Annotated in this window: 23 protein-coding genes; 4 read left to right on the top strand and 19 right to left on the bottom strand. The window is 38.6% G+C overall.

Going from position 1 to position 19247, the window contains the following annotated elements; genetic code table 11:
- Positions 1 to 5: 5 nt before the first annotated feature.
- On the top strand, positions 6 to 191 hold the full coding sequence (locus tag M3210_RS04785; protein ID WP_251512066.1) for a YhzD family protein: 186 nt from the start codon (positions 6 to 8) through the stop codon (positions 189 to 191).
- A 471-nt stretch (positions 192 to 662) separates the two neighbouring features.
- Here M3210_RS04785 and tnpA read toward each other — a convergent pair whose 3' ends face one another.
- From tnpA to fumC, 4 genes are all read right to left on the bottom strand, one after another.
- Positions 663 to 1133, bottom strand: coding sequence for an IS200/IS605 family transposase (gene tnpA, locus M3210_RS04790; RefSeq protein ID WP_251511490.1), 471 nt, complete (start codon positions 1131 to 1133; stop codon positions 663 to 665).
- A gap of 177 nt (positions 1134 to 1310) precedes the next feature.
- A complete protein-coding gene (locus M3210_RS04795) occupies positions 1311 to 1664 on the bottom strand; it encodes a YlbF/YmcA family competence regulator (RefSeq protein WP_251512068.1) in 354 nt (117 codons plus the stop codon).
- 239 nt (positions 1665 to 1903) lie between these two features.
- Positions 1904 to 2107 (bottom strand): alpha/beta-type small acid-soluble spore protein, encoded by a 204-nt coding sequence (locus M3210_RS04800; RefSeq protein WP_251512070.1) that lies wholly within the window; start codon positions 2105 to 2107, stop codon positions 1904 to 1906.
- A gap of 259 nt (positions 2108 to 2366) precedes the next feature.
- Positions 2367 to 3752: a class II fumarate hydratase gene (gene fumC / locus M3210_RS04805; protein WP_251512073.1), complete on the bottom strand. Its 1386-nt coding sequence runs from the start codon at positions 3750 to 3752 to the stop codon at positions 2367 to 2369.
- A gap of 312 nt (positions 3753 to 4064) precedes the next feature.
- On the opposite strand from fumC, the gene M3210_RS04810 reads away from it, so the two are divergent.
- Positions 4065 to 4979, top strand: a complete 915-nt coding sequence (locus M3210_RS04810) for a zinc dependent phospholipase C family protein (protein WP_251512075.1) — start codon at positions 4065 to 4067, stop codon at positions 4977 to 4979.
- A gap of 100 nt (positions 4980 to 5079) precedes the next feature.
- On the opposite strand, the gene M3210_RS04815 is transcribed toward M3210_RS04810, so the two are convergent.
- From M3210_RS04815 to M3210_RS04825, 3 genes are all read right to left on the bottom strand, one after another.
- Positions 5080 to 6321 (bottom strand): MFS transporter, encoded by a 1242-nt coding sequence (locus M3210_RS04815; protein ID WP_465264474.1) that lies wholly within the window; start codon positions 6319 to 6321, stop codon positions 5080 to 5082.
- A 106-nt stretch (positions 6322 to 6427) separates the two neighbouring features.
- On the bottom strand, positions 6428 to 7903 hold the full coding sequence (locus M3210_RS04820) for a methyl-accepting chemotaxis protein (RefSeq protein WP_251512080.1): 1476 nt from the start codon (positions 7901 to 7903) through the stop codon (positions 6428 to 6430).
- A gap of 142 nt (positions 7904 to 8045) precedes the next feature.
- Entirely contained in the window at positions 8046 to 8279 is a 234-nt protein-coding gene (locus tag M3210_RS04825; protein WP_251512082.1) for an IDEAL domain-containing protein, read from the bottom strand.
- A 241-nt stretch (positions 8280 to 8520) separates the two neighbouring features.
- Between M3210_RS04825 and M3210_RS04830 the strand changes: the two genes are divergently transcribed.
- On the top strand, positions 8521 to 9393 hold the full coding sequence (locus tag M3210_RS04830) for a cation diffusion facilitator family transporter (RefSeq protein WP_251512084.1): 873 nt from the start codon (positions 8521 to 8523) through the stop codon (positions 9391 to 9393).
- Here M3210_RS04830 and M3210_RS04835 read toward each other — a convergent pair.
- From M3210_RS04835 to M3210_RS04870, 8 genes are all read right to left on the bottom strand, one after another.
- Entirely contained in the window at positions 9383 to 9676 is a 294-nt protein-coding gene (locus M3210_RS04835; protein WP_251512086.1) for an AzlD domain-containing protein, read from the bottom strand. The two genes, M3210_RS04830 and M3210_RS04835, sit on opposite strands and share 11 nt — an antisense overlap.
- A complete protein-coding gene (locus tag M3210_RS04840; protein WP_251512089.1) occupies positions 9673 to 10401 on the bottom strand; it encodes an AzlC family ABC transporter permease in 729 nt (242 codons plus the stop codon). The genes M3210_RS04835 and M3210_RS04840 overlap by 4 nt, the downstream gene beginning before the upstream one ends.
- Before the next feature lie 355 nt (positions 10402 to 10756).
- The gene (map, locus tag M3210_RS04845) at positions 10757 to 11512 is read right to left on the bottom strand and encodes a type I methionyl aminopeptidase (protein WP_251512092.1); all 756 of its coding nucleotides are present in this window, start codon (positions 11510 to 11512) and stop codon (positions 10757 to 10759) included.
- A gap of 196 nt (positions 11513 to 11708) precedes the next feature.
- A complete protein-coding gene (locus tag M3210_RS04850; protein ID WP_251512093.1) occupies positions 11709 to 11834 on the bottom strand; it encodes a YjcZ family sporulation protein in 126 nt (41 codons plus the stop codon).
- An 80-nt stretch (positions 11835 to 11914) separates the two neighbouring features.
- Positions 11915 to 12688 (bottom strand): (S)-benzoin forming benzil reductase, encoded by a 774-nt coding sequence (locus M3210_RS04855; protein ID WP_251512095.1) that lies wholly within the window; start codon positions 12686 to 12688, stop codon positions 11915 to 11917.
- Between the two features lie 22 nt (positions 12689 to 12710).
- The gene (locus M3210_RS04860; protein WP_251512097.1) at positions 12711 to 14081 is read right to left on the bottom strand and encodes a dipeptidase; all 1371 of its coding nucleotides are present in this window, start codon (positions 14079 to 14081) and stop codon (positions 12711 to 12713) included.
- Positions 14082 to 14178: 97 nt separating this feature from the next.
- Positions 14179 to 14646: an S-ribosylhomocysteine lyase gene (locus M3210_RS04865; RefSeq protein ID WP_251512100.1), complete on the bottom strand. Its 468-nt coding sequence runs from the start codon at positions 14644 to 14646 to the stop codon at positions 14179 to 14181.
- Positions 14647 to 14768: 122 nt separating this feature from the next.
- The gene (locus M3210_RS04870; protein WP_251512102.1) at positions 14769 to 15419 is read right to left on the bottom strand and encodes a YhcN/YlaJ family sporulation lipoprotein; all 651 of its coding nucleotides are present in this window, start codon (positions 15417 to 15419) and stop codon (positions 14769 to 14771) included.
- A 166-nt stretch (positions 15420 to 15585) separates the two neighbouring features.
- On the opposite strand from M3210_RS04870, the gene M3210_RS04875 reads away from it, so the two are divergent.
- Positions 15586 to 15819: a YhdB family protein gene (locus M3210_RS04875; RefSeq protein ID WP_251512104.1), complete on the top strand. Its 234-nt coding sequence runs from the start codon at positions 15586 to 15588 to the stop codon at positions 15817 to 15819.
- A 33-nt stretch (positions 15820 to 15852) separates the two neighbouring features.
- Here M3210_RS04875 and M3210_RS04880 read toward each other — a convergent pair whose 3' ends face one another.
- From M3210_RS04880 to M3210_RS04895, 4 genes are all read right to left on the bottom strand, one after another.
- Positions 15853 to 16611: an anti-sigma-I factor RsgI family protein gene (locus M3210_RS04880; RefSeq protein ID WP_251512107.1), complete on the bottom strand. Its 759-nt coding sequence runs from the start codon at positions 16609 to 16611 to the stop codon at positions 15853 to 15855.
- A complete protein-coding gene (gene sigI, locus M3210_RS04885) occupies positions 16611 to 17339 on the bottom strand; it encodes an RNA polymerase sigma-I factor (RefSeq protein ID WP_251512109.1) in 729 nt (242 codons plus the stop codon). Before sigI ends, M3210_RS04880 begins: the two co-directional genes overlap by 1 nt.
- Before the next feature lie 264 nt (positions 17340 to 17603).
- Positions 17604 to 18344, bottom strand: a complete 741-nt coding sequence (locus tag M3210_RS04890; RefSeq protein ID WP_251512111.1) for a PRC-barrel domain-containing protein — start codon at positions 18342 to 18344, stop codon at positions 17604 to 17606.
- A 74-nt stretch (positions 18345 to 18418) separates the two neighbouring features.
- Entirely contained in the window at positions 18419 to 19240 is an 822-nt protein-coding gene (locus M3210_RS04895) for a S1 family peptidase (protein ID WP_251512115.1), read from the bottom strand.
- Positions 19241 to 19247: the final 7 nt, after the last annotated feature.

A 19247-nucleotide genomic window follows, 5' to 3' on the forward strand; every position in this document is an offset into this window, starting at 1 on the left:
ATACATTGAGAAATTATGCACTAACAGTCTTCAATCCGGACGGGGAAAAACTATTGGATGAATCATTCACTGCCGAAAACGATGACGCAGCAAAGAAAATCGGACAAGATAAATTAGCCGAAAAAGGCTACTCCGAACACACACACCGCTGCGTAAACCCAGAAGCCAAACTAATATTATTTCATAGGTAAACTCAAAAGCGGAAGCGACCGGTTAGGGACAGTCGAACTGGAATGCGGCGCAGGGAGATAAAGGAAACACGGTGAGGTCACGAACCGATGTTGACTTATCGACTGAAGGCGCATGAAGTTCGAACAGTCCCTGGTCGCTGTAGCTAGACGACAACAAAAGCGGAAGCGTGCGGTTAGGGACGTACAAACTGGAGTACTCCGAAATGAGATAAAGGAAACACGGCGACCGAAGAGAGCCGATGTTGACTTATCGATTGGAGGAGTACGAAGTTTGCGAGTCCCTGCACTCTGAGCTAGACGACAACAAAAGCGGAAGCGACCGGTTAGGGACGGTCAACAATCAAAACCACCAATGTGAACTGGTGGTTTGCTCTGCGGCTGAAAGCCTCTATTACCGGCCTCGGCCTAAAAGGCCCACTGAATGGGTTTCCCTTCTGCACCACACTTACTCACTGATTCTAAAAGAATCTCTTATCTTTTTTGATTTTTCTCTCCTGTAAATGGATCAAATTCCTCAAATAACGTTAATTGATCGCTCATATAGTCATCTTTAAGCTGATTTCTTATATATTCTTGAATTTGATTTTTATTTCGGCCCACTGTATCTACAAAGTAACCTCGACACCAGAATTTGCGGTTACCATATCTATACTTTAAATTCGCGTGACGATCAAAAATCATTAAACTACTTTTTCCTTTTAGATAACCCATGAATTGAGACACACTTAATTTAGGTGGAATACTTACCAGCATATGAATATGGTCTTTACATGCATTTGCCTCGTGTATCTCAACCCCCTTCCTTTCACAGAGCTCTCTTATAATTTGTCCGATACTTCTTTTATACTTACCGTAGATAATTTGTCTCCTGTATTTTGGTGCAAAAACAATGTGATACTTACATCTCCACTGCGTATGTGCTAAACTATTCTTGTCCTGCATGGGACGCGCCTCCTTCTTTGGTGAGATCTGGTGGTCGGGAAACCAACCATATTTTACCATGAAGGAGGCCTTTTTTGACCCCACGCTAGAAGCTCTACGGAACCCCCGGCGTAGCCGAGGGTTTTCGAAGACCATAACAATAAAACTCACAGAGAAGTATTCTCTGTGAGTTTTTGATTAATCTTCTTGGCTGAATCCGTAAACTTCTTCTAAAGGTTTTGTAATAATTGAACTGATATCACCAATAATAACATTTAACTGTTGTTCTTCTTCCATCAGCTTTGCAATTGTTTCGTTGCCTTGCACCAATTCAACTACATTTCGGGCTTTTTCCACTTCTTCTTCCGTAATTTCTAGACCCTGCATCTGTTTCTCTTGCAAGTTTAGCTGTGTGTCTCGGAAGCTTTCAAACATTTGTTTTGACTCTGGGTCATTCATTACTGCTTCATATGCTGTTTTTAGTCGTTGAAACTCTGAGCTTTCACGAATCGCTTTTTCTAAGTTATAGGCATGATCATAAATATTGGACATTCTTTATCCTCCCAAAATATAAGTTAGACCTACTATAACAAATGAGAGTCAGAATGTATACCGTGAACCTTTACTTATATCCCATACCATTTCCATATTAATTTGGAAAAATGCAATATAATAAGGATAATGACAAACAGATAATTGATAATTAAAATCTTAATATGTATTTTGTAATTCTATTCTTATAATATAAAGTGGGCAAGCAATACTGCCCGCCCACTATTTATTAACTTTTGTTATTGTCCGCCACCACTAAGCTGTTGCTGTGCAGTACGAACTAAACGTTTTGTAATTTCTCCACCAACAGAACCGTTAGCACGAGAAGTTGTATCAGCTCCTAGGTTAACACCAAACTCTGAAGCAATTTCATATTTCATTTGATCCAGCGCTTGTTGTACTCCAGGAACTAGTAATTGGTTTGAGTTGTTGTTGTTAGCCATTGGACTTCACCTCCTTTGTAATCATATTGTCCGCAAATCCTCAAAATCTTATTACATGAATTCACTGGTAAAATGTAGATACTATTCCAATTCGGAGGTGTAAATTGGAAAATAACAGGATTTAGCGAAAAAAATCATAAACTTATCGTGAATATAAGTGATATTATAAAAGTCTTTCATCTCTTCTTATTTAATCTACTCTAGAATTTTAAAAACGGCTTTGCTCCATAAGTAGGAAGCAAAGCCGTTTCATCTTATATTATTTTGGATGTGTCATTTCTTCTGGTACAACATATTCGTTAAATTCTTCTTCAGTCAACAGTCCCAATTTTACAGCTGTTTCTTTTAAAGTTGAATTCTCTTCAAACGCGGTTTTTGCAATTTTTGCTGCGTTTTCATAACCGATATGTGGGTTCAACGCTGTAACAAGCATGAGAGATTCATTTAAATGTCTTTCAATCGTTTCATGATTTGGCTCGATTCCAACCGCACAACGATCGTTAAAGGACAGAATACTGTCAGCAAGTATTTGAGCAGATTGTAAGAAATTATATGCAATCACTGGCTTGAATACATTCAGTTCAAAGTTTCCTTGGCTTGCAGCAAAACCGATTGTTGCATCGTTACCCATCACTTGTGCAGCTACCATCGTAACTGCTTCACTTTGGGTCGGATTTACTTTACCTGGCATAATGGAGCTGCCCGGTTCGTTTGATGGAATCGTAATTTCACCAAGGCCAGAACGTGGACCACTTGCCAACCAGCGCACGTCATTCGCGATTTTCATCATATCTGCCGCAAGTGCTTTTAAAGCACCATGTGCAAATACAGTTTCGTCATAGCTTGTTAATGAGTGAAATTTATTTTTAGCAGTCACAAAAGCTTTTCCTGTATATTCGCTAATTTGTTTTGCAACACGTTCTGCGAATTCAGGATGGGCATTTAGACCAGTACCTACTGCAGTACCGCCAAGTGCCAATTCTTTAAGTTCTGGAATGCTTAGTTTAATCATGGATTCTGTTTTTTCTAGCATACGATGCCAACCACTGATTTCCTGCCCGAGTGTAAGTGGTGTTGCATCTTGTAAATGGGTACGGCCAATCTTTACAATATCTGTAAATGCATCGGCTTTTTCCTTTAACGTTTTCTTTAACACTTCAACTGCGGGTAATACATGATCCTCTAACTTTAAAACAAAAGCAATATGCATAGCTGTCGGATATGTATCATTTGAACTTTGTGATTTGTTTACATCATCATTCGGATGAAGACGTAATTCGCTTCCTTGTTCCTCTAGCCACTTGTTTCCGATAAAGCTAAGCACTTCATTTACGTTCATATTCGATTGGGTACCACTTCCAGTTTGCCATACTACTAATGGAAAATGCTCATCCACACGCCCTGCAATAACCTCATCTGCTGCGTATTCGATTGCTTCAGCTTTTTTTGCTTCAAGTAAACCTAAATCACTGTTTACTTTCGCAGCACTCTTCTTTAGTACAGCAAAAGCTTTAATGATTTCCTTTGGCATTTTTTCGTTGCCGATTGGAAAGTTTTGCTTACTTCTTTGCGTTTGCGCTCCCCAGAATTTATCTGCAGGAACTTTAATTTCCCCTAGTGTATCTTTCTCCAAACGATAGTCCAAATGTAGTTCCTCCCTGTGTTTTATGATACCGTATACATTGTACCAAATTTCTTGATGCTTAGGAAATGAAAAACCATACACGATAGGACTCCATCGCTGGAATCAAATATATTCAATAACTCGAACCACCTCTTACATATTCTAAATCCACTTTTCCATATGTAATATCAGTTTTAATGAAAATAACCCTACTATTCAGCTAAGATTTATCAATTGACACAAATTTGTGCCACAACAACAGTGAAAAATACGAATTTTACTATATAATATACAAAGATGGATTTTTGACAATAAAGAAAGGAGGAAATTACAATGCCTAATATCTGGACTCATATTCTTTTCTGCGAGTCGGTCGTGGATGCTGTTGGCAAGAATCATTCATTCTCCCAATATGAGAATTATATGAGGCTCGGTGCACAGGGACCAGATCCGTTTTTCTATTATAATTTTTGGCCATGGATTAAAGAAGAACCGGTCCATAATATAGGCACGGCGTTACATACAAGTCAGTGTGGAACCTTCCTCCTTGATATGATTAAAGCTGCCAAAGACAATAGCAATGAAGTTCAAGCATTTGTCGTCGGTTTTGTCACGCATCATGTACTTGACCGTAACACCCATCCTTATATCCATTATCGTGCTGGATATGATGGAAACAATCATCAACGATTAGAGATACAGATTGATACATTGATGATGGAGAAGTACCACAATCTAAAAACTTGGAAAACACCGGTTTACAAGGAAATTGATGTAGGAAGGAAGCTCGATCATCGTCTCGTCTCGCTATTATTTCATTTAATTAATACCAATTATCCTGATTTCACCAGAAACGATGACACCTACATTAAGAAAGCTTATAAGGATATGCTGCTTGCATTAAAAATTTTAGCGGATCCGACCGGAATCAAAAATAGGTTGCTTGGCCGTTTAATATCCGCATATTCACATCAGCCAATCAAAGATGAAGTGGACTATTTGAACTTACAAAAAACAACTTGGTATCATCCGGCAACAAATGAACCATGTGATAAAAGTTTCATCGAACTGTACAGTGAAAGCCGTGTAGAGGGAATTGATATCATAACCGAATTATTTCATTACTGGGATAGCGGTTCATCTTACTCATTGGAGAAACTTGAAGATTTAATCGGAGATATTTCCTACGATACAGGTAAACCACTAAATTTGAGGCTGGAACTTCAATACAGTGATCCTATTGTATAGCGAACAGAACACAATATAATAAAATGAAACTAGGTCAATCAAGAATACATTTTCTCGATTGACCTCTTTTTTATTTTGGCTTCACTTCCACACTTCCAAATCATCCTGATTGCCGCTGAGCTTCCTCTATCCCTTTTTCTACATCGACGAATCTTAAAATGATCAAACCTGCTATAAAGAAGAAAATAAGAGAAATGATTCCGAATCTGCTATTACCAGTAATTTGTCCGATAAAGGCAAACAGGAAAGGTCCGAACATCGCAGCAAACTTGGACGAAATACCGTAGAAACCAAAGAATTCCGCATGCTTATTTTCAGGAATCATACGCCCAAAAATAGACCGACTTAGTGACTGGGCACCACCTTGTACCATTCCCACTGCAATGGCTAATACATAAAAATGGATAGCGGATGTCATGAAGTATCCGAGAATCGTAATGACCATATATGTCAGTAATGTAATGGACAACGCCCGCTTGGCTGTTATTTTAGAGGCTAGCCAGCCAAAGAAGAAAGTGAACGGAATACCGACAAACTGGGTGATCAACAGCGCAACAATCAAATCATTGCCCGCAATTCCAATTTCCGCTCCATAAATCGTTGCCATCCGCATGATTGTAGAAATCCCATCATTATACAACCAAAATGCAAGTAGAAAAATCAATGCTTGTTTATACTGTTTTATTTCACGAAAGGTGTTCCCTACCCGAGAGAAACCGATGGCAATATAAGATTTATCCCTTTTAATTTCAACTTTTTTCTCTTCCTTTATATTTTTTAATAAAGGTATAGAAAAGACGAGCCACCAGATACCGACTGTTGCAAATGATAACTGTGTTGCCGCTACTGTATTTGGCAAGCCGAACCATTGAGGATTCAAAATCATTAAGATATTTATCGTTAAGAGGATTCCTCCTCCGATATAACCATAAGCATAGCCACCGGAAGAGACTCTATCCATCTCGTCCTTATCAGCAACTTCAGGCAAGAATCCATCATAAAATATATTTCCACCCGAGAAACCTATAGAACCGACGATAAATAATATAGAGGCTAATATATAATCGCCTTCACCGACAAAAGCTAATAATATACTCGCAATAATACCCATGAACGCAAAAAATTGCAGGAATTTCTTTTTAGCTGCAGAAAAGTCGCTGATTGCTCCTAGGATCGGCGCGAGAATAGCAATAAGTAATACTGATATGGATTGAGAGTAGCCCCAATAACTTGTTGCCAGACCTTCTTCCAATCCACTTGCTGCAACGTTTGCATAGTAGACTGGGAGGACTGCAGCCATGATGGTCGTTGCAAAAGCGGAATTACCAAAGTCATACATCATCCAGCTTCTTTGTAACTTTTTCTTATTTTCCAATATCTCTCCCCCTTCTAAAGCAAGCTTACCAAATATACGAGGTACTCGGTAAATTCCAGCAAAAGATTTACAGTTATTTTACATGGTTATAGCTAGAATCCTCTAGACTTGCTGCCGTCTTATTTGTTTGTTCAATAATCGACAACATACCGTCCATCTGTCCGCTTGCTGTATCAACAAGGGAAACGAGATCTATCGTTGTTGCATTCGTTTCTTCAATATGTGCCGCTAATTGCATGACAGCCTGATCGATGACTTCAGTGGACTTTCTAATTTCTTTTCCTTGCCGCTCCAAGTACTCCAAGTAATGGATATAGGAAATTATTTGTTCCGTAATTTCAATAAAGTTCTGTTTGGCTGTTTCTGTTTTTGACGTGTTTTCCATTAGTTCTTTTTTATTTTTATGTAATTCTTCTTGTGTTACAAGAGCATGTTCCTCTACTTCAACCAGATTATTGGATATGCTGCTCGCTGCCTTTTCAGAGACTTCCGCAAGCTTGCGCACTTCAGCGGCCACAACTGCAAAACCTGCTCCCGCCTCTCCTGCACGAGCTGCTTCAATACTGGCATTCAATGCCAAAAGATTTGTCTGGGCTGCAATATCTTTTATTGTTTTCGTATATTGATTATTGTCTTGAATATCCTTGACCAGGTTTCCCATTTTTTCAATAAGCCGGTCAAATGATTGCTGGAAACTTCCCATCAGCTCAGCTAAACCTTCCACCTGGACTTGTCCTTTTAATGACAAATCCTTTAACCCCTCGCCATCTTGCTTACTCCGCTCGAAAGATTGAAGCATCTTTTCAATAAGTTGATGATTCTTTTCTTGCGTCACAGTTATACTTTGGGCAGCTTCCGATTGAGCTTCTGTCGCCAGATGAATATCATTAAAAGCTTCAAGCATCCGGTGAATGCTTTTTCTATTTTCATCACCGGTCTCCTTCGCTTCATCTGTTTGCTGGTTGACCATCTTCACCTTATTCTGGATAATTTGCTGCTGATTTTTTAATTGATCTGACGTCATTTCACTCTGCTGCAGAGATTCTTCCAAATGAGTTAATAATCTGCGGGTATTTCTTACGATAATAAACAGAACGAAGAATACCAACGTAAAAAACACCAGGGTAATTGCCGTCGCTCTGGCATCCAGCCCAATTGCCTGCCCTTTCGTATATACAAAGAAAGTTAGTAAAAAAATACCCAATACTCCACTTGTAATAAGGACAGTTCGTGACAATGCCATCGCTGCTACAACTAGTAAATAAAAGACGAATAAAATATTTGTTACATAGCTCGAACTTAACATGACAACAAGTGCAATCCCACTGACAGCAATGATTGCAATATATGGTATCAGCTGGATGTATTGTTGCCGGTAATGCAGTATGGCAATGGTAGAAATCCCAACAACTCCACCTGTCATCATTGCCAAAATGTTTCCTATTGGCGCACCTACTATCCATTCAGCACCCAACCCTAGGACTAGAGAAAAAATTAATAAGTACAATAACACTTGGTGCTGCATTTTAATGAAGATTTCTTTATTCATAATTACCTCCCCGCAAGATCATTGCAAAGATAATGTAAATATTTTTCATAGGTATGGGGGGAGAATCCGCACGTCAACTATCGGACCAATCATCGGCCCGATAGTTATATCGCATAATCAAGAGAATGAAGGAAAACCTCCATTACTTCCAAATATATTCTTTATACTGCTCACTAATTCTACGAAACGATTCTTTGTCTTTCTTTTGCAGAGATTCGTTGATGGCTTCTTCTAATTTACACCGGTTGTACTTGAAGCAGATGACATCCAATTGTAAACGTGCCAACATACTCATCTCAAAAGGAATCTCTTTTTTTGCATGGATCGGCTTTCCAGTATATCGAAAAAATATGAGAGAGACTTTCTCTTTCTTCATTGGAATTGCCCCCTTTACCCTTTTTATCATTATCCTAAATTTTCCGAATAAAAGCAACACATTATTTTTAGGAACCTTTCACTTCCCCAGTTCTGGAAAAGAGCTTTCCTTATTTGTTTACTTGACGAAACATCCTTCACAACGGCCAAGACTGATTACTATGAGCGTATCTTTTTCTCTGGACCCACACGATTAGCTTTTGATAAACTATGGAAACCGAAAGAAATATGGAGGATATGAAATGAATCATGCAGACAATTTACGCTTAGCTGAGAAAGGTGCCTGGTTAAGCATTTTCACCTATCTGAGCTTAGCAATTATAAAAATAATCATAGCAAACTGGGGCAATTCACTTGCATTACAGGCAGATGGGTTAAACAATACAACAGACGTCATCGCCTCGATTGCAGTATTGGTTGGTTTACGAATTTCCCAAAAACCAGCAGATGAGAATCACCGGTACGGACATTATCGGGCAGAAACAATTGCATCATTATTCGCTGCTTTTATAATGATGTTTATTGGAATTCAAGTCATTTATGACACAATTAGAAATATTATTTACTTTGAAACGGCTGAACCAAATATATTAACCGCCTGGACAGCACTTGGTTCTGCTGGAGTGATGCTCCTCGTATACCTCTATAACAAAAGACTATCCCAAAAATTAAATAGCCAAGCTTTGTTTGCGGTAGCTCAAGACAATCGTTCCGATGCTTTAGTCAGTGGCGGAGCTTTTATCGGTATTATCGGAGCACAGTTCGGATTATATTGGCTCGATCCCTTGACTGGAACGATTGTCGGCATCATCATTTGTAAAACAGCCTTTGACATTTTCCGTGATGCCACCTTAACACTTACCGATGCATTTGATGAAGAAGAATTATCTTTAATTAAAGAAAGTGTTGAAGAAGTTTCTGGAGTGGAGGAAGTCGTTGATTTGAAAGGGAGAGTACATGGTAGTCAAGCATTACTAGAACTTACCATTCTTGTCGATGCTGAATTGACCGTTGAAGACAGCCATCGAATTACAGAATGGATTGAAAAAGAGATAGGAAAAAAGCATGGTGTTACCCATGCTCATATCCATATCGAACCTTATTTTAGATCGTAAGTAAAAATACAGCCAAAATGGAACCCAATACAACAAGTACGACATTAAGACCAAAATAAGCCAGTACAATTGCAACTAGACCGCCTATTATTCCAATAAACGGTTGCTCAGGAATGACGGATAATATTCCCGGAAAAATCAATGCACCTAATGCTGCATAAGGAATCGCGTTCAGCCAGCGATTAACCCACGGCCTGAACTGAAGTTTATCCACGAGGAATCCTGGAATAATTCGCGGGATCATAGTTGCAAGGGACATACCAATAATCGTCAGTATAATCATTCCACTTCCTCCTTCAATAAAAAGATCCCCGCTGCGCCTCCTAAAATCGTACCTACAACGATGGCCCAACCCGAACTCATACCGATTTCAACACAAGCAAAGTTGATCAACATTGCGATGACAGCAATTAATCCTACTCTTAGATTCTTTTTAACAGAAGGAACCAGCAAACCGATAAACATCGCATAAAGGGCAATCCCCATACTTTGGCTTAAATTAGCAGGAATGACATCCCCCAACACTCCACCAAGCAATGAACCTGATACCCAGGAGAAATAGGCCATCACAAAAATACCCAAGTAAAAATATGCACCATTTTTTTGATTTGCTTCTTTAGGGTGGAAAGCTGATACAGCAAATGATTCATCCGTCAACCCTAAAGACAACGGCAGCTTCCACTTCCGCTCCACATTCCTTAAACGATTCATAAAGGACAAACTCATTACAAAATGCCTGAAGTTCAACACAAATGTTGCAATGATGATCTCCATCGCACTTGCACTGACAGCAATCATATTGACAGCCATAAATTGACTCGCCCCCGCATAAACCAAACCGCTCATCATCGTCAATTCGACGAGAGACAATCCTGTTTGCCTTGCTAACACTCCGTATGTAAGGGCAATTGGCAAGTAACCAAGCATAATTGGAAAGCCAGTCGCCAAACCTTTTCTCAACATATGTATTGCTTGAGACTCTTTCTCCCTAGAAACAGCCTGATCCATCTCATTCCCCCCGATTCAAACTAAAATTGTACTTATTATATACTATTTAGTGAAAATTAGGAAGGTAGTCGGCTATTAATTATAGATGTAGTTCAGGCCTTCCTACTTCTATCTGTTTTATTTGACTGATTTCGGATTTGCAGCATTTATCCGGGATATTAAGCAGCTGTATATTTAACCGAAGCCAGGGGCACAACACGCGGTCAGGAAACACCTTTTATTGGACCAAAACCACTCCGACACCATGCCTTAAGGGAAAGTATACAACTCAAATTTTCCAAATATGTAACTAATCCTAATCCAGAAATAAAAAAACTGCCTGCTTTTAACAAGCTGGCAGTCCTATTAGTTATTATTACTCTTTATCTTGATCCGTCAGTATAAGTGGGCCATCTTTTGTAATTACGATTTGGTGTTCATATTGCGCTGAACGGCTTTTATCGATTGTACGTGCTGTCCAATTATTTGTATCCATCTGGCTCTCCCACGTACCTTCGTTGATCATGGGTTCGATTGTGATAACCATACCCTCTTTCAAGCGTAACCCTTTGTTTGGTAAACCGAAGTGAGGAACATGTGGATCCTCATGGATAGTTGGACCAATTCCGTGGCCGGTAAAATCGCGGACAACTGAGAAGCCTTCTCCTTCAGCATACGTCTGAATTGCATGTCCAATATCACCAATACGATTTCCAACCTGAGCCTGTTCGATTCCCTTATATAATGATTTTTTTGTCACTTCCATTAAACGTAAACCAGCTTCATCAACATTACCAACTGCATAAGTCCAAGCTGAGTCCGCAAGTCCTCCGTTTAAATTAACAACCATATCAATTGTTACAATGTCACCATCTTTTAATTGCTCATCTCTAGGAAAACCATGGCAAATCTCATCGTTAATGGAAGCACAAGTAGCATATGGATAACCATTATATCCCTTTTGCTCAGGAGTTGCTCCATGCTTTCTCATAAACTCCTCTGCAAAAGCATCTATCTCCATTGTTGTAATTCCTGGTTTTATCATTTTTGCAATTTCCTTATGGCATGCAACTAACACATCAGCAGCTGCTTGCATTTGTGCTATTTCACGATCACTCTTTCTTGTTATCATTAAAAAGCCTACCTTTCGTTTTTTACTATATATATTTGAAACGATTGTTAATGATGTTGGGTACCATTCTATAGTTTATCATAAATTGGCATCTGTTTCAGTTGTAACACCACTTGGAATAATCTATGCACAAAAAAAAGAAAAACCATATGAAACTTCACATGGTTTCTCGTCTTATGAATTTTGTTTAACTTTATTAATAGTATCCATATCCTCCACCATAGTTGTTTCCGTATGCTGTTCCTATGATGATTAACAAGATAAAAAGTACTACTAGGAGTGCAAAGCCTCCTCCGAATCTTCCTTCATTTCCTTTGCTCATAGCATTCCCTCCCTATTTTCAAGACTACAATAATGTATGCAGGCTTATCGAAAATGGGAGGGCGAATGCCTGATAATTTTTTACCCTATATAGTTATTTACATAGTAGATTTTTCCATTTTTCACATCTTCATCTGTGATGATATCAATGAGTACACCAGCAACGATATCGGTATTCCTCAATGAATCATTCGTTTTGTAATCTTTGAACGTTTCAACCTCGGCAAATTGCTCTTTTGAAGAAGAGCGTATTTCATTTTGCATTTGGGTATCCATAATACCTGGGCTGAATGCGATAATTTTATTCTCCGTACCGAGTTGTTCTTGTTCCAATGCCACTGTTTTAGAGTACATATTCAAGCTTGCTTTCGTTGAACAATAGGCGCTCCAGCCGTAAATTGCCCTTTCAGCAGCTCCAGAACTTACATTAGCCACAATGACAGGAATCCCATGTTTTTCTTGTTGTTTTAAAAACTGACCAGTCAACACCATAGGAGCAATCGTATTGATTGTTACATGGTTGATCAGCTCTTCGCTCTTGATATGATGTGCTTGATGAATAGGATTCACTACCCCAGCATTATTCAACAGATAAATGACTTCAATTTCTTGTTCCTCGTGGAGTGCTTTGATTTCGTCATGAATAGTGGTAATTGTTTTTTCCAACTCTGGAATATTTGATAAATCACAAGAAAAATGTTTATAAAACTGATTGTTTTCTGCTGCGAGCGTAGTTAATTGCTTATTATCTCTTCGTGAAATTCCAATGACATCTATACCGGATTCTAATAGAAGCTTTGCCAGTGATGCACCAAGCCCCCTCGAAACCCCAGTTATCACTGCAAGGTTCGCCAAGCTACATTCCCCCTAACAATAGTTAAACCTGTTTAACCATATCCCAATAGTAAACAAGAGTTTCCATTCCTTTATCAAAGCTGTCTAGTGGAAAGCTTTCATTTGGTGAATGGAGACGATCTTCCGGTGTTCCAAAGCCCAGTAAAACAATTGGCATATCATAGATAGAATCAATCCATTCCACTACAGGGATTGATCCACCCATGCGGACAAAAACCGTTTCCTTGCCAAAACTTTTCGTATAGCTTTCGGCTGCTTTTTGAATAAGCGGATGATTTGGCTCTACTTTATAGGCCTTCGCTGAAAGTTTCTCTTTTTTCACTTTCACAGAAACACCACTCGGAGCATGTTTGTTGACATGGTCCTCCAGTAATTGCTGGATTTTCTCAGGGTCTTGACCTGGAACTAGACGACATGTGATTTTAGCAGTTGCTTCAGAAGGTATAATTGTTTTCGTACCTTCTCCTTGATAGCCTCCATACATTCCATTTACCTCGAACGTTGGACGGCCCATTGTATGTTCTGCTGGTGTATAGCCTTTTTCCGAAACGGTTTCTGTAATACCAGTAGATTGGACATAATCTTCACTAGGAGCCTTCTTGATTAATTTTCGTTCTGCATCCGTAATCGGCTCCACATCATCATAAAAACCATCTACTGTAATGACTTCATCATTATCTTTCATTGATGATAGTATATGACTGAGTGCCATAATTGGGTTCCGAACTGCACCACCATACATACCGGAGTGAAGGTCATGGTCCGGACCAGTCACTGTAATCTCAATTCCCGTAAAGCCCTTCAAGCCGTATAAGATAGTCGGTTGATTTTTAGCAACCATACCTGAATCGGAAATGACGGCAAAGTCAGCTTGGAACTTTTCTTTTTGTTGAAGCAGGATATCATATAAATTTTCACTCCCAATTTCCTCTTCACCTTCTATACAAACCTTCACATTAATCGGGAGTTTTCCTTCGGTCTTCAAGTATGCTTCAAATACAGCAAGATGCATGAATACTTGTCCTTTATCATCACTTGCTCCACGGGCATAAAGCCTTCCATTACGTACTTCCGGCTTAAATGGATCACTTTCCCACTGATCGATTGGATCGACTGGTTGTACATCATAATGACCATAAAATAGCACAGTCGGAGCATCCTCGCCTGCACCATTGTATTCAGCATAAACTAACGGGTGACCAGCTGTTTCTTGTTTGGTAACCTTTTCAAAGGATAGTTCCTGCAAATAAGTAACAAGAAAATCCGCTGCCTTCTCAACATCTTGTTTATATGTAGAGTCCGTGCTGATACTTGGTATAGATAAAAATTCATTCAACTTCTCAAGTAATTCGTCTCTATTTTCTTTTAAATAGTCGATCGCCTTTTCGCTCAATGTCATTCCTCCTTAAAAAGTGGGACGGGGCCATATGCTCCGTCCCTGTACTTCTTTATATCTTTATATCTTTATTAAGTATTTCTTTATATCATTATTAAAATACTTCGTGCCATTCATCACGTTTTGCCAGCATATCCTTAGCGATTTCTTTAGCACCTTCTAAACTATGGTTAGCCGCCCAGCCACATTGGACTTCATTACAAGCTGGTACTTCATCTGCCTCTAAAACATCTTGTAATGTCTTCTCCATAATATCCATTACTTTTTCTTCAGTTGTTTCATTAATTATGGAAAGGTAGAAGCCTGTTTGGCATCCCATCGGACTGAGATCAAGCACATTCTTTTCATGGTTACGGATATTTTCTGCCATAAGGTGTTCAATTGAATGAAGTGCATCCATTTTCATATGCTCTTTATTCGGTTGCTTAAAACGAATATCATATTTATAAACCTTGTCGCCTTTCTCTCCCTCAGAAACACTTGCAAGGCGAATATACGGAGCTTTTACTTTCGTATGATCGAGATTAAAACTTTCGACATTCATTTTTTTTGTCACATTCATCTCTCCCTTTTCAAACTCATCTTTACCCTAAATCATACACTATTTTTGTAATCTCCTCCAACCATCCAGCATGAAAAATAAAAATAGCATGCTGATATTGCTATCAGCATGCTTAGAAAACTTTATCTACCTGCGTTCTCCGGAAATATTCTTTCAATCATAATCTCAAATTGATCAAAAAATCCAGCTATTGGCCGCCCATCTTCTGCTTCATCTGCATAATTATCGAACAAACCAACGAAATCTGGGTTTGTGGATACATATACATTTTCAATATCATTATCGACAGAACGGACAACTTCGGCAATGCGTTCTTTTAATTCATTAGAAATTTCGTCATCACCAAAATGGTTATTTCCGTTATTGGTATCTCTGTTATTTGTTTGGTTTCCTTGTTCGTTACGATTCGTGTCGTCATCCAATTCGGCAGCGACATAGGCATTATTTTCTGTCGTTACAACATATGCGTTATCGATTTCATCTATTTCTTCCTCAATTCTGTCTGCAGCCTCTTCGCCTATTGAATAACGGGAATTTACGTTGTCACCGTTGCGATTTTGATTCATATGGTTGTCACGACCATATCCACGGTCGTTCGCATCTCGCCCGATCATATAATCCTGGTCATTATTAAAAATACCATCACCTGTATTACGATTTGTCGTCGGGTCAATGTTAGGATTATTCGTACCTCTTTGTGCATCATCATTTCCTTGACAGGCCATTAAAGTAATCAAAAGTACAGCTAAAATGCTCAATAACTTAACTCTCATCCGTAAATAACCTCCTTAACTATTTGCCTTTATTATGTTACTCACGGATGAGAATATGCTTTTTGAATGTAATCCTTTTTTTGGAATAGAGACCATATTTGTAAGCGGGAGGGAATTGATGAACTGGGAACAATACAAATAACGGTTTCTAGTTAGGAGGAGAAAAATGATTCCTGATTATGACAAGGCACTTTATTATACGCTATGGGGACAATGGGATGAATTATTGATATTAATGGTGCGAACAAATGATGATTTATTATCGAAGAGGATTGAAAAGTTCTTAAATGCCTACCATTACTCTTTGGATGAGGATAAAATTATGAAGTCACATGATCAACTGCTTTATTATATAGATCATGCGATGCAGCAAGACAACATAACCACAATGGAAGTATAAATAATGCCTGGCACCCCTATAAGTGCCAGGCATTTAATTTATATCAACTTCTATGATCATTTCTTTAGGCTTTGTAGTTGTATCGTAAAAAGCGTGAATCATTTCCCTTTTCTCTTCATCAATCCCGATATTTTCCAGGATTTTTTCATCACCTGATTGAATGATTGATGCAAATTGCTTGTTCATGGATGTTCTATTCTCCACGGCCTGTTCTCTCACTTCACCGGGTACTCGGAATGTCACGACTTGCCAATCCGTATTATATGATTGGAAATACTCCTTAATACTGTTCGTTATTCCGCCTTCTTGATGGTCCGCATAACTTACACCAATCAAGGCCCGTTTACCTTGCTTTATCATCTCTTCGCTTTCACAGCTACTGATAATATCATTCAACATTTCCTTTAATGTTTTTTCTGATTGATTCAGCTCTCGAGCCAATGGTTCAGCTTCTTTATTTAATGCAGTTACTTCATGAACTTCCAAATCCCGGTTGACTTTGATCTCAAAACTTGGGTTGATTTCAACATTTACATAAGCGTACGTCTCAGTGTCTTCGATTAAGTTTATGGTGGTAACTATAAAGAAAGCCAACACAGTGGCAATCACGAGGAACTTAGCTTGAATTGAAAATTTGGAGGGAAATTGGGGTCTGGAAACATACGGTTCGTATCGAACTTCTTTGCCTATAGTAGCATCATGATCAGCAACAACTGCTTTTTCAAAGGAGCCATCTGCAGTAAGCACGATGACATACTTGGACCGTACTTCCATTATGATACCCTTTTTCACTAACCCACCTCCTTCAAATATTCCTTAAGATATGTAAAGTTCCCTTGCAAAACAATAAACATGGCTAATATATATTTTCTATTTCTTTCAATTGTTTTTTTACTGACTGATACTCGTTTTTCTAATTTTTTAATTGGTAATTTTTTCTTTGCGAGTACATATTGTTTTAATTCATCATCCTCGTTCAACATCCTTGCGATACGCACTGCGGTCTCTCGAGAATCGCGATGTTTAGGAGCGACTTCAGTAAGTTCCAGAAGAGATAAATTAAACTCTTTAAGTTTTTTGCGATATTCCAACGTTTCTTCCCGTCGATTGATTGCATCTTGCTCATCTTGATATTGTTCAATGACTGCTGAAACTTCAGCAGGATTCTCCATCGTTTCTTCGTCGTAAAACGTATCAAACGACAAGTCATTTTGCCTTTTTGAATTATAACGAATATAATCAATGACTTTTCTGCTGACAATCAACTTAGCAAAAGAAAGAAAAGAACAACCTTTTGTTGGGCAATACAAAAATATTGCATCGTTAAACGCAGATAGTCCGATACTGAACTCATCATCCTGTCTGGGATCAATATAACGTTTGCAAACCTGGGAAATAACACTAATCATAAATGGTTGGTATGAAGTCAGCAAATAGTCATGCTTCTCTTCATCCCCCTGTTGAACTTGTAATACGAGCTCTTCGATAGGGGTTTGCTCCAGCTGGTTATACACTTTCATGTGTAACACCTCCAGCTACTATAATTTTCGATTTTATATCCTTTTTTATGGGTGTATGTATAAATTGTTTGGTACTTATCTTTATATGTCTCATCCATTCCCCATCCTTTTTCTCTGTTATCGGCAATTTTCTATTTATACTCCTCTTATCTTAACGTTTAACTATCTCACGCGGTTTACATTAAGATTAAAAGTATATTACCAATCAAATGTTCCGCTCCCGCAACAAATAAAAACACAGGAACCCGGATAGGTTCCTGTGTTTTATGAATGAAAATTCACTAATATATCTTCTTTCGTAGAGAAAGCGAGCTTACTTTCAAAATTGATGAGCGTTTCATCAAGGTAAACATCACCTTCATACCAATCAATCGAGGTGATTTGCCGCATTGGATAAAAATAAAAATCTTTCTTCGTCAATTCTAGACTTGTTACAACGATAAACTTCACATTCCAGTCTTCATCATGGACAAAATCAACTACTTTACCAAGCTTGCCATCCTTACCATGTACCCGCGCATTCATGATTTCCTCATGGCTTCGCAGGCTACTACCATGTTGATGGAGCAATATTTCCCGCTCCTCTTCGATTTCATTAGGAATTTGCTCTCTGCGTTGGGGATCTTGCTCATCATGGAATACCCCTAATGCCCGATGCTCATTGCCCACCAATACATCATTCGGCCAATAACGCGTCCAACCGAAATAGTTCATAAGCTGATTTTCATGTTCCCTCGTCAAATCTGTATTTTCAGGAACAGCAGGACTATTTTTAATGGTGTTTTTATCATACTCCACTTCAATGGTTTCATTCTCTGGATTAATTCCTTTAAAAGCACTCGGTGGAAGAAGTACCTTGCGCTCCGGCAACCACTTTCTTGTATCCACAATAGCATAACGGATTTTCCACGCATGATCATCCATATACAAGTCCTTCACTTTACCCATTTCTCCATCTGTCGCATCGATGTTATAAGTAAGCAACTGAGATGTAAAATAATACATCGATTCCACCTCCATAAAGTTCCCTAGGCATGTTTGTTTTACAGATTCCATACCCCCTATGGAAAGCGGATAAACTAATCGTTGTATTCGAAAAAGTAGTCAATCGGAACGAATAGACCCACTTTTCCATGTATATCATGATTCAACGTGGCGAAAATGACACCAATCACTTTACCATCTTTATTAATAATTGGACTTCCGCTGTTTCCTCGGTAAACAGGCGCTTGAATCATTAAAACCGGCTTCTTCCAACTTGATAATTCGGTATAGCCAATAATTGTCCCTTCGTTGGCTATACCATTAAAACGAAGCGGATTACCGATAAAATTAATTTTTTCATCCTCTGTAAAATCACTTGTTTCTGCTAACGTCAAGTATGGCAAGTTTTCACCATTTGTTTCAACAATTGCCAAATCAATATCGGGATATTCTGCGACTACCTTCCCTTGATAAAGTCCTTCTTCGGGAAATGCAACCGTTACACTTTCCTCCCCTTTGATAACATGGTGATTCGTAATAATCGTTCCGTCCTCATGGATCGAGAAGCCTGTTCCTTTACTGTCACCTGTTTCAATAACTACTACCGCTTCTTTATACTCTTGTATTTCTTCTTGCTGAGATAATCGAGTCGACGTAATTAAAAAATCAATTGCTGGAATTGAAAAGGTTTGTGGAAGTAAGGCAATTACATTAAACAACATCGCAAATGCAATCACCCAAAAAATCCACTTAGGAAACGGACGCTTCGTCGTCGCCTCTTTTCTTTCTTTCGCACGCTGAATTGCTTTTTGACGCTCTTCCTCTACTAATTCATATAGTTCTTCTTCATCAATTTCTTCATATAAATCTTCATCAATGACATCAGTCTTTTTTTCATTCTTTTCTTTATTCTCCATACGCACC

Source organism: Oceanobacillus luteolus (assembly GCF_023715655.1).
Classification (GTDB): domain Bacteria; phylum Bacillota; class Bacilli; order Bacillales; family Amphibacillaceae; genus Oceanobacillus; species Oceanobacillus luteolus.

What these genes read in the sequence shown, in the direction of transcription:
- tnpA (WP_251511490.1), bottom strand. Translation starts at nt 1,133, where the DNA reads ATGCAGGACAAGAATAGTTTAGCACATACGCAGTGGAGATGTAAGTAT.
- M3210_RS04795 (WP_251512068.1), bottom strand. Translation starts at nt 1,664, where the DNA reads ATGTCCAATATTTATGATCATGCCTATAACTTAGAAAAAGCGATTCGT.
- M3210_RS04800 (WP_251512070.1), bottom strand. Translation starts at nt 2,107, where the DNA reads ATGGCTAACAACAACAACTCAAACCAATTACTAGTTCCTGGAGTACAA.
- M3210_RS04810 (WP_251512075.1), top strand. Translation starts at nt 4,065, where the DNA reads ATGCCTAATATCTGGACTCATATTCTTTTCTGCGAGTCGGTCGTGGAT.
- M3210_RS04815 (WP_465264474.1), bottom strand. Translation starts at nt 6,321, where the DNA reads ATGATGTATGACTTTGGTAATTCCGCTTTTGCAACGACCATCATGGCT.
- M3210_RS04820 (WP_251512080.1), bottom strand. Translation starts at nt 7,903, where the DNA reads ATGAATAAAGAAATCTTCATTAAAATGCAGCACCAAGTGTTATTGTAC.
- M3210_RS04825 (WP_251512082.1), bottom strand. Translation starts at nt 8,279, where the DNA reads ATGAAGAAAGAGAAAGTCTCTCTCATATTTTTTCGATATACTGGAAAG.
- M3210_RS04830 (WP_251512084.1), top strand. Translation starts at nt 8,521, where the DNA reads ATGAATCATGCAGACAATTTACGCTTAGCTGAGAAAGGTGCCTGGTTA.
- M3210_RS04835 (WP_251512086.1), bottom strand. Translation starts at nt 9,676, where the DNA reads ATGATTATACTGACGATTATTGGTATGTCCCTTGCAACTATGATCCCG.
- M3210_RS04840 (WP_251512089.1), bottom strand. Translation starts at nt 10,401, where the DNA reads ATGGATCAGGCTGTTTCTAGGGAGAAAGAGTCTCAAGCAATACATATG.
- map (WP_251512092.1), bottom strand. Translation starts at nt 11,512, where the DNA reads ATGATAACAAGAAAGAGTGATCGTGAAATAGCACAAATGCAAGCAGCT.
- M3210_RS04850 (WP_251512093.1), bottom strand. Translation starts at nt 11,834, where the DNA reads ATGAGCAAAGGAAATGAAGGAAGATTCGGAGGAGGCTTTGCACTCCTA.
- M3210_RS04865 (WP_251512100.1), bottom strand. Translation starts at nt 14,646, where the DNA reads ATGAATGTGACAAAAAAAATGAATGTCGAAAGTTTTAATCTCGATCAT.
- M3210_RS04870 (WP_251512102.1), bottom strand. Translation starts at nt 15,419, where the DNA reads ATGAGAGTTAAGTTATTGAGCATTTTAGCTGTACTTTTGATTACTTTA.
- M3210_RS04875 (WP_251512104.1), top strand. Translation starts at nt 15,586, where the DNA reads ATGATTCCTGATTATGACAAGGCACTTTATTATACGCTATGGGGACAA.
- sigI (WP_251512109.1), bottom strand. Translation starts at nt 17,339, where the DNA reads ATGAAAGTGTATAACCAGCTGGAGCAAACCCCTATCGAAGAGCTCGTA.
- M3210_RS04890 (WP_251512111.1), bottom strand. Translation starts at nt 18,344, where the DNA reads ATGTATTATTTTACATCTCAGTTGCTTACTTATAACATCGATGCGACA.
- M3210_RS04895 (WP_251512115.1), bottom strand. Translation starts at nt 19,240, where the DNA reads ATGGAGAATAAAGAAAAGAATGAAAAAAAGACTGATGTCATTGATGAA.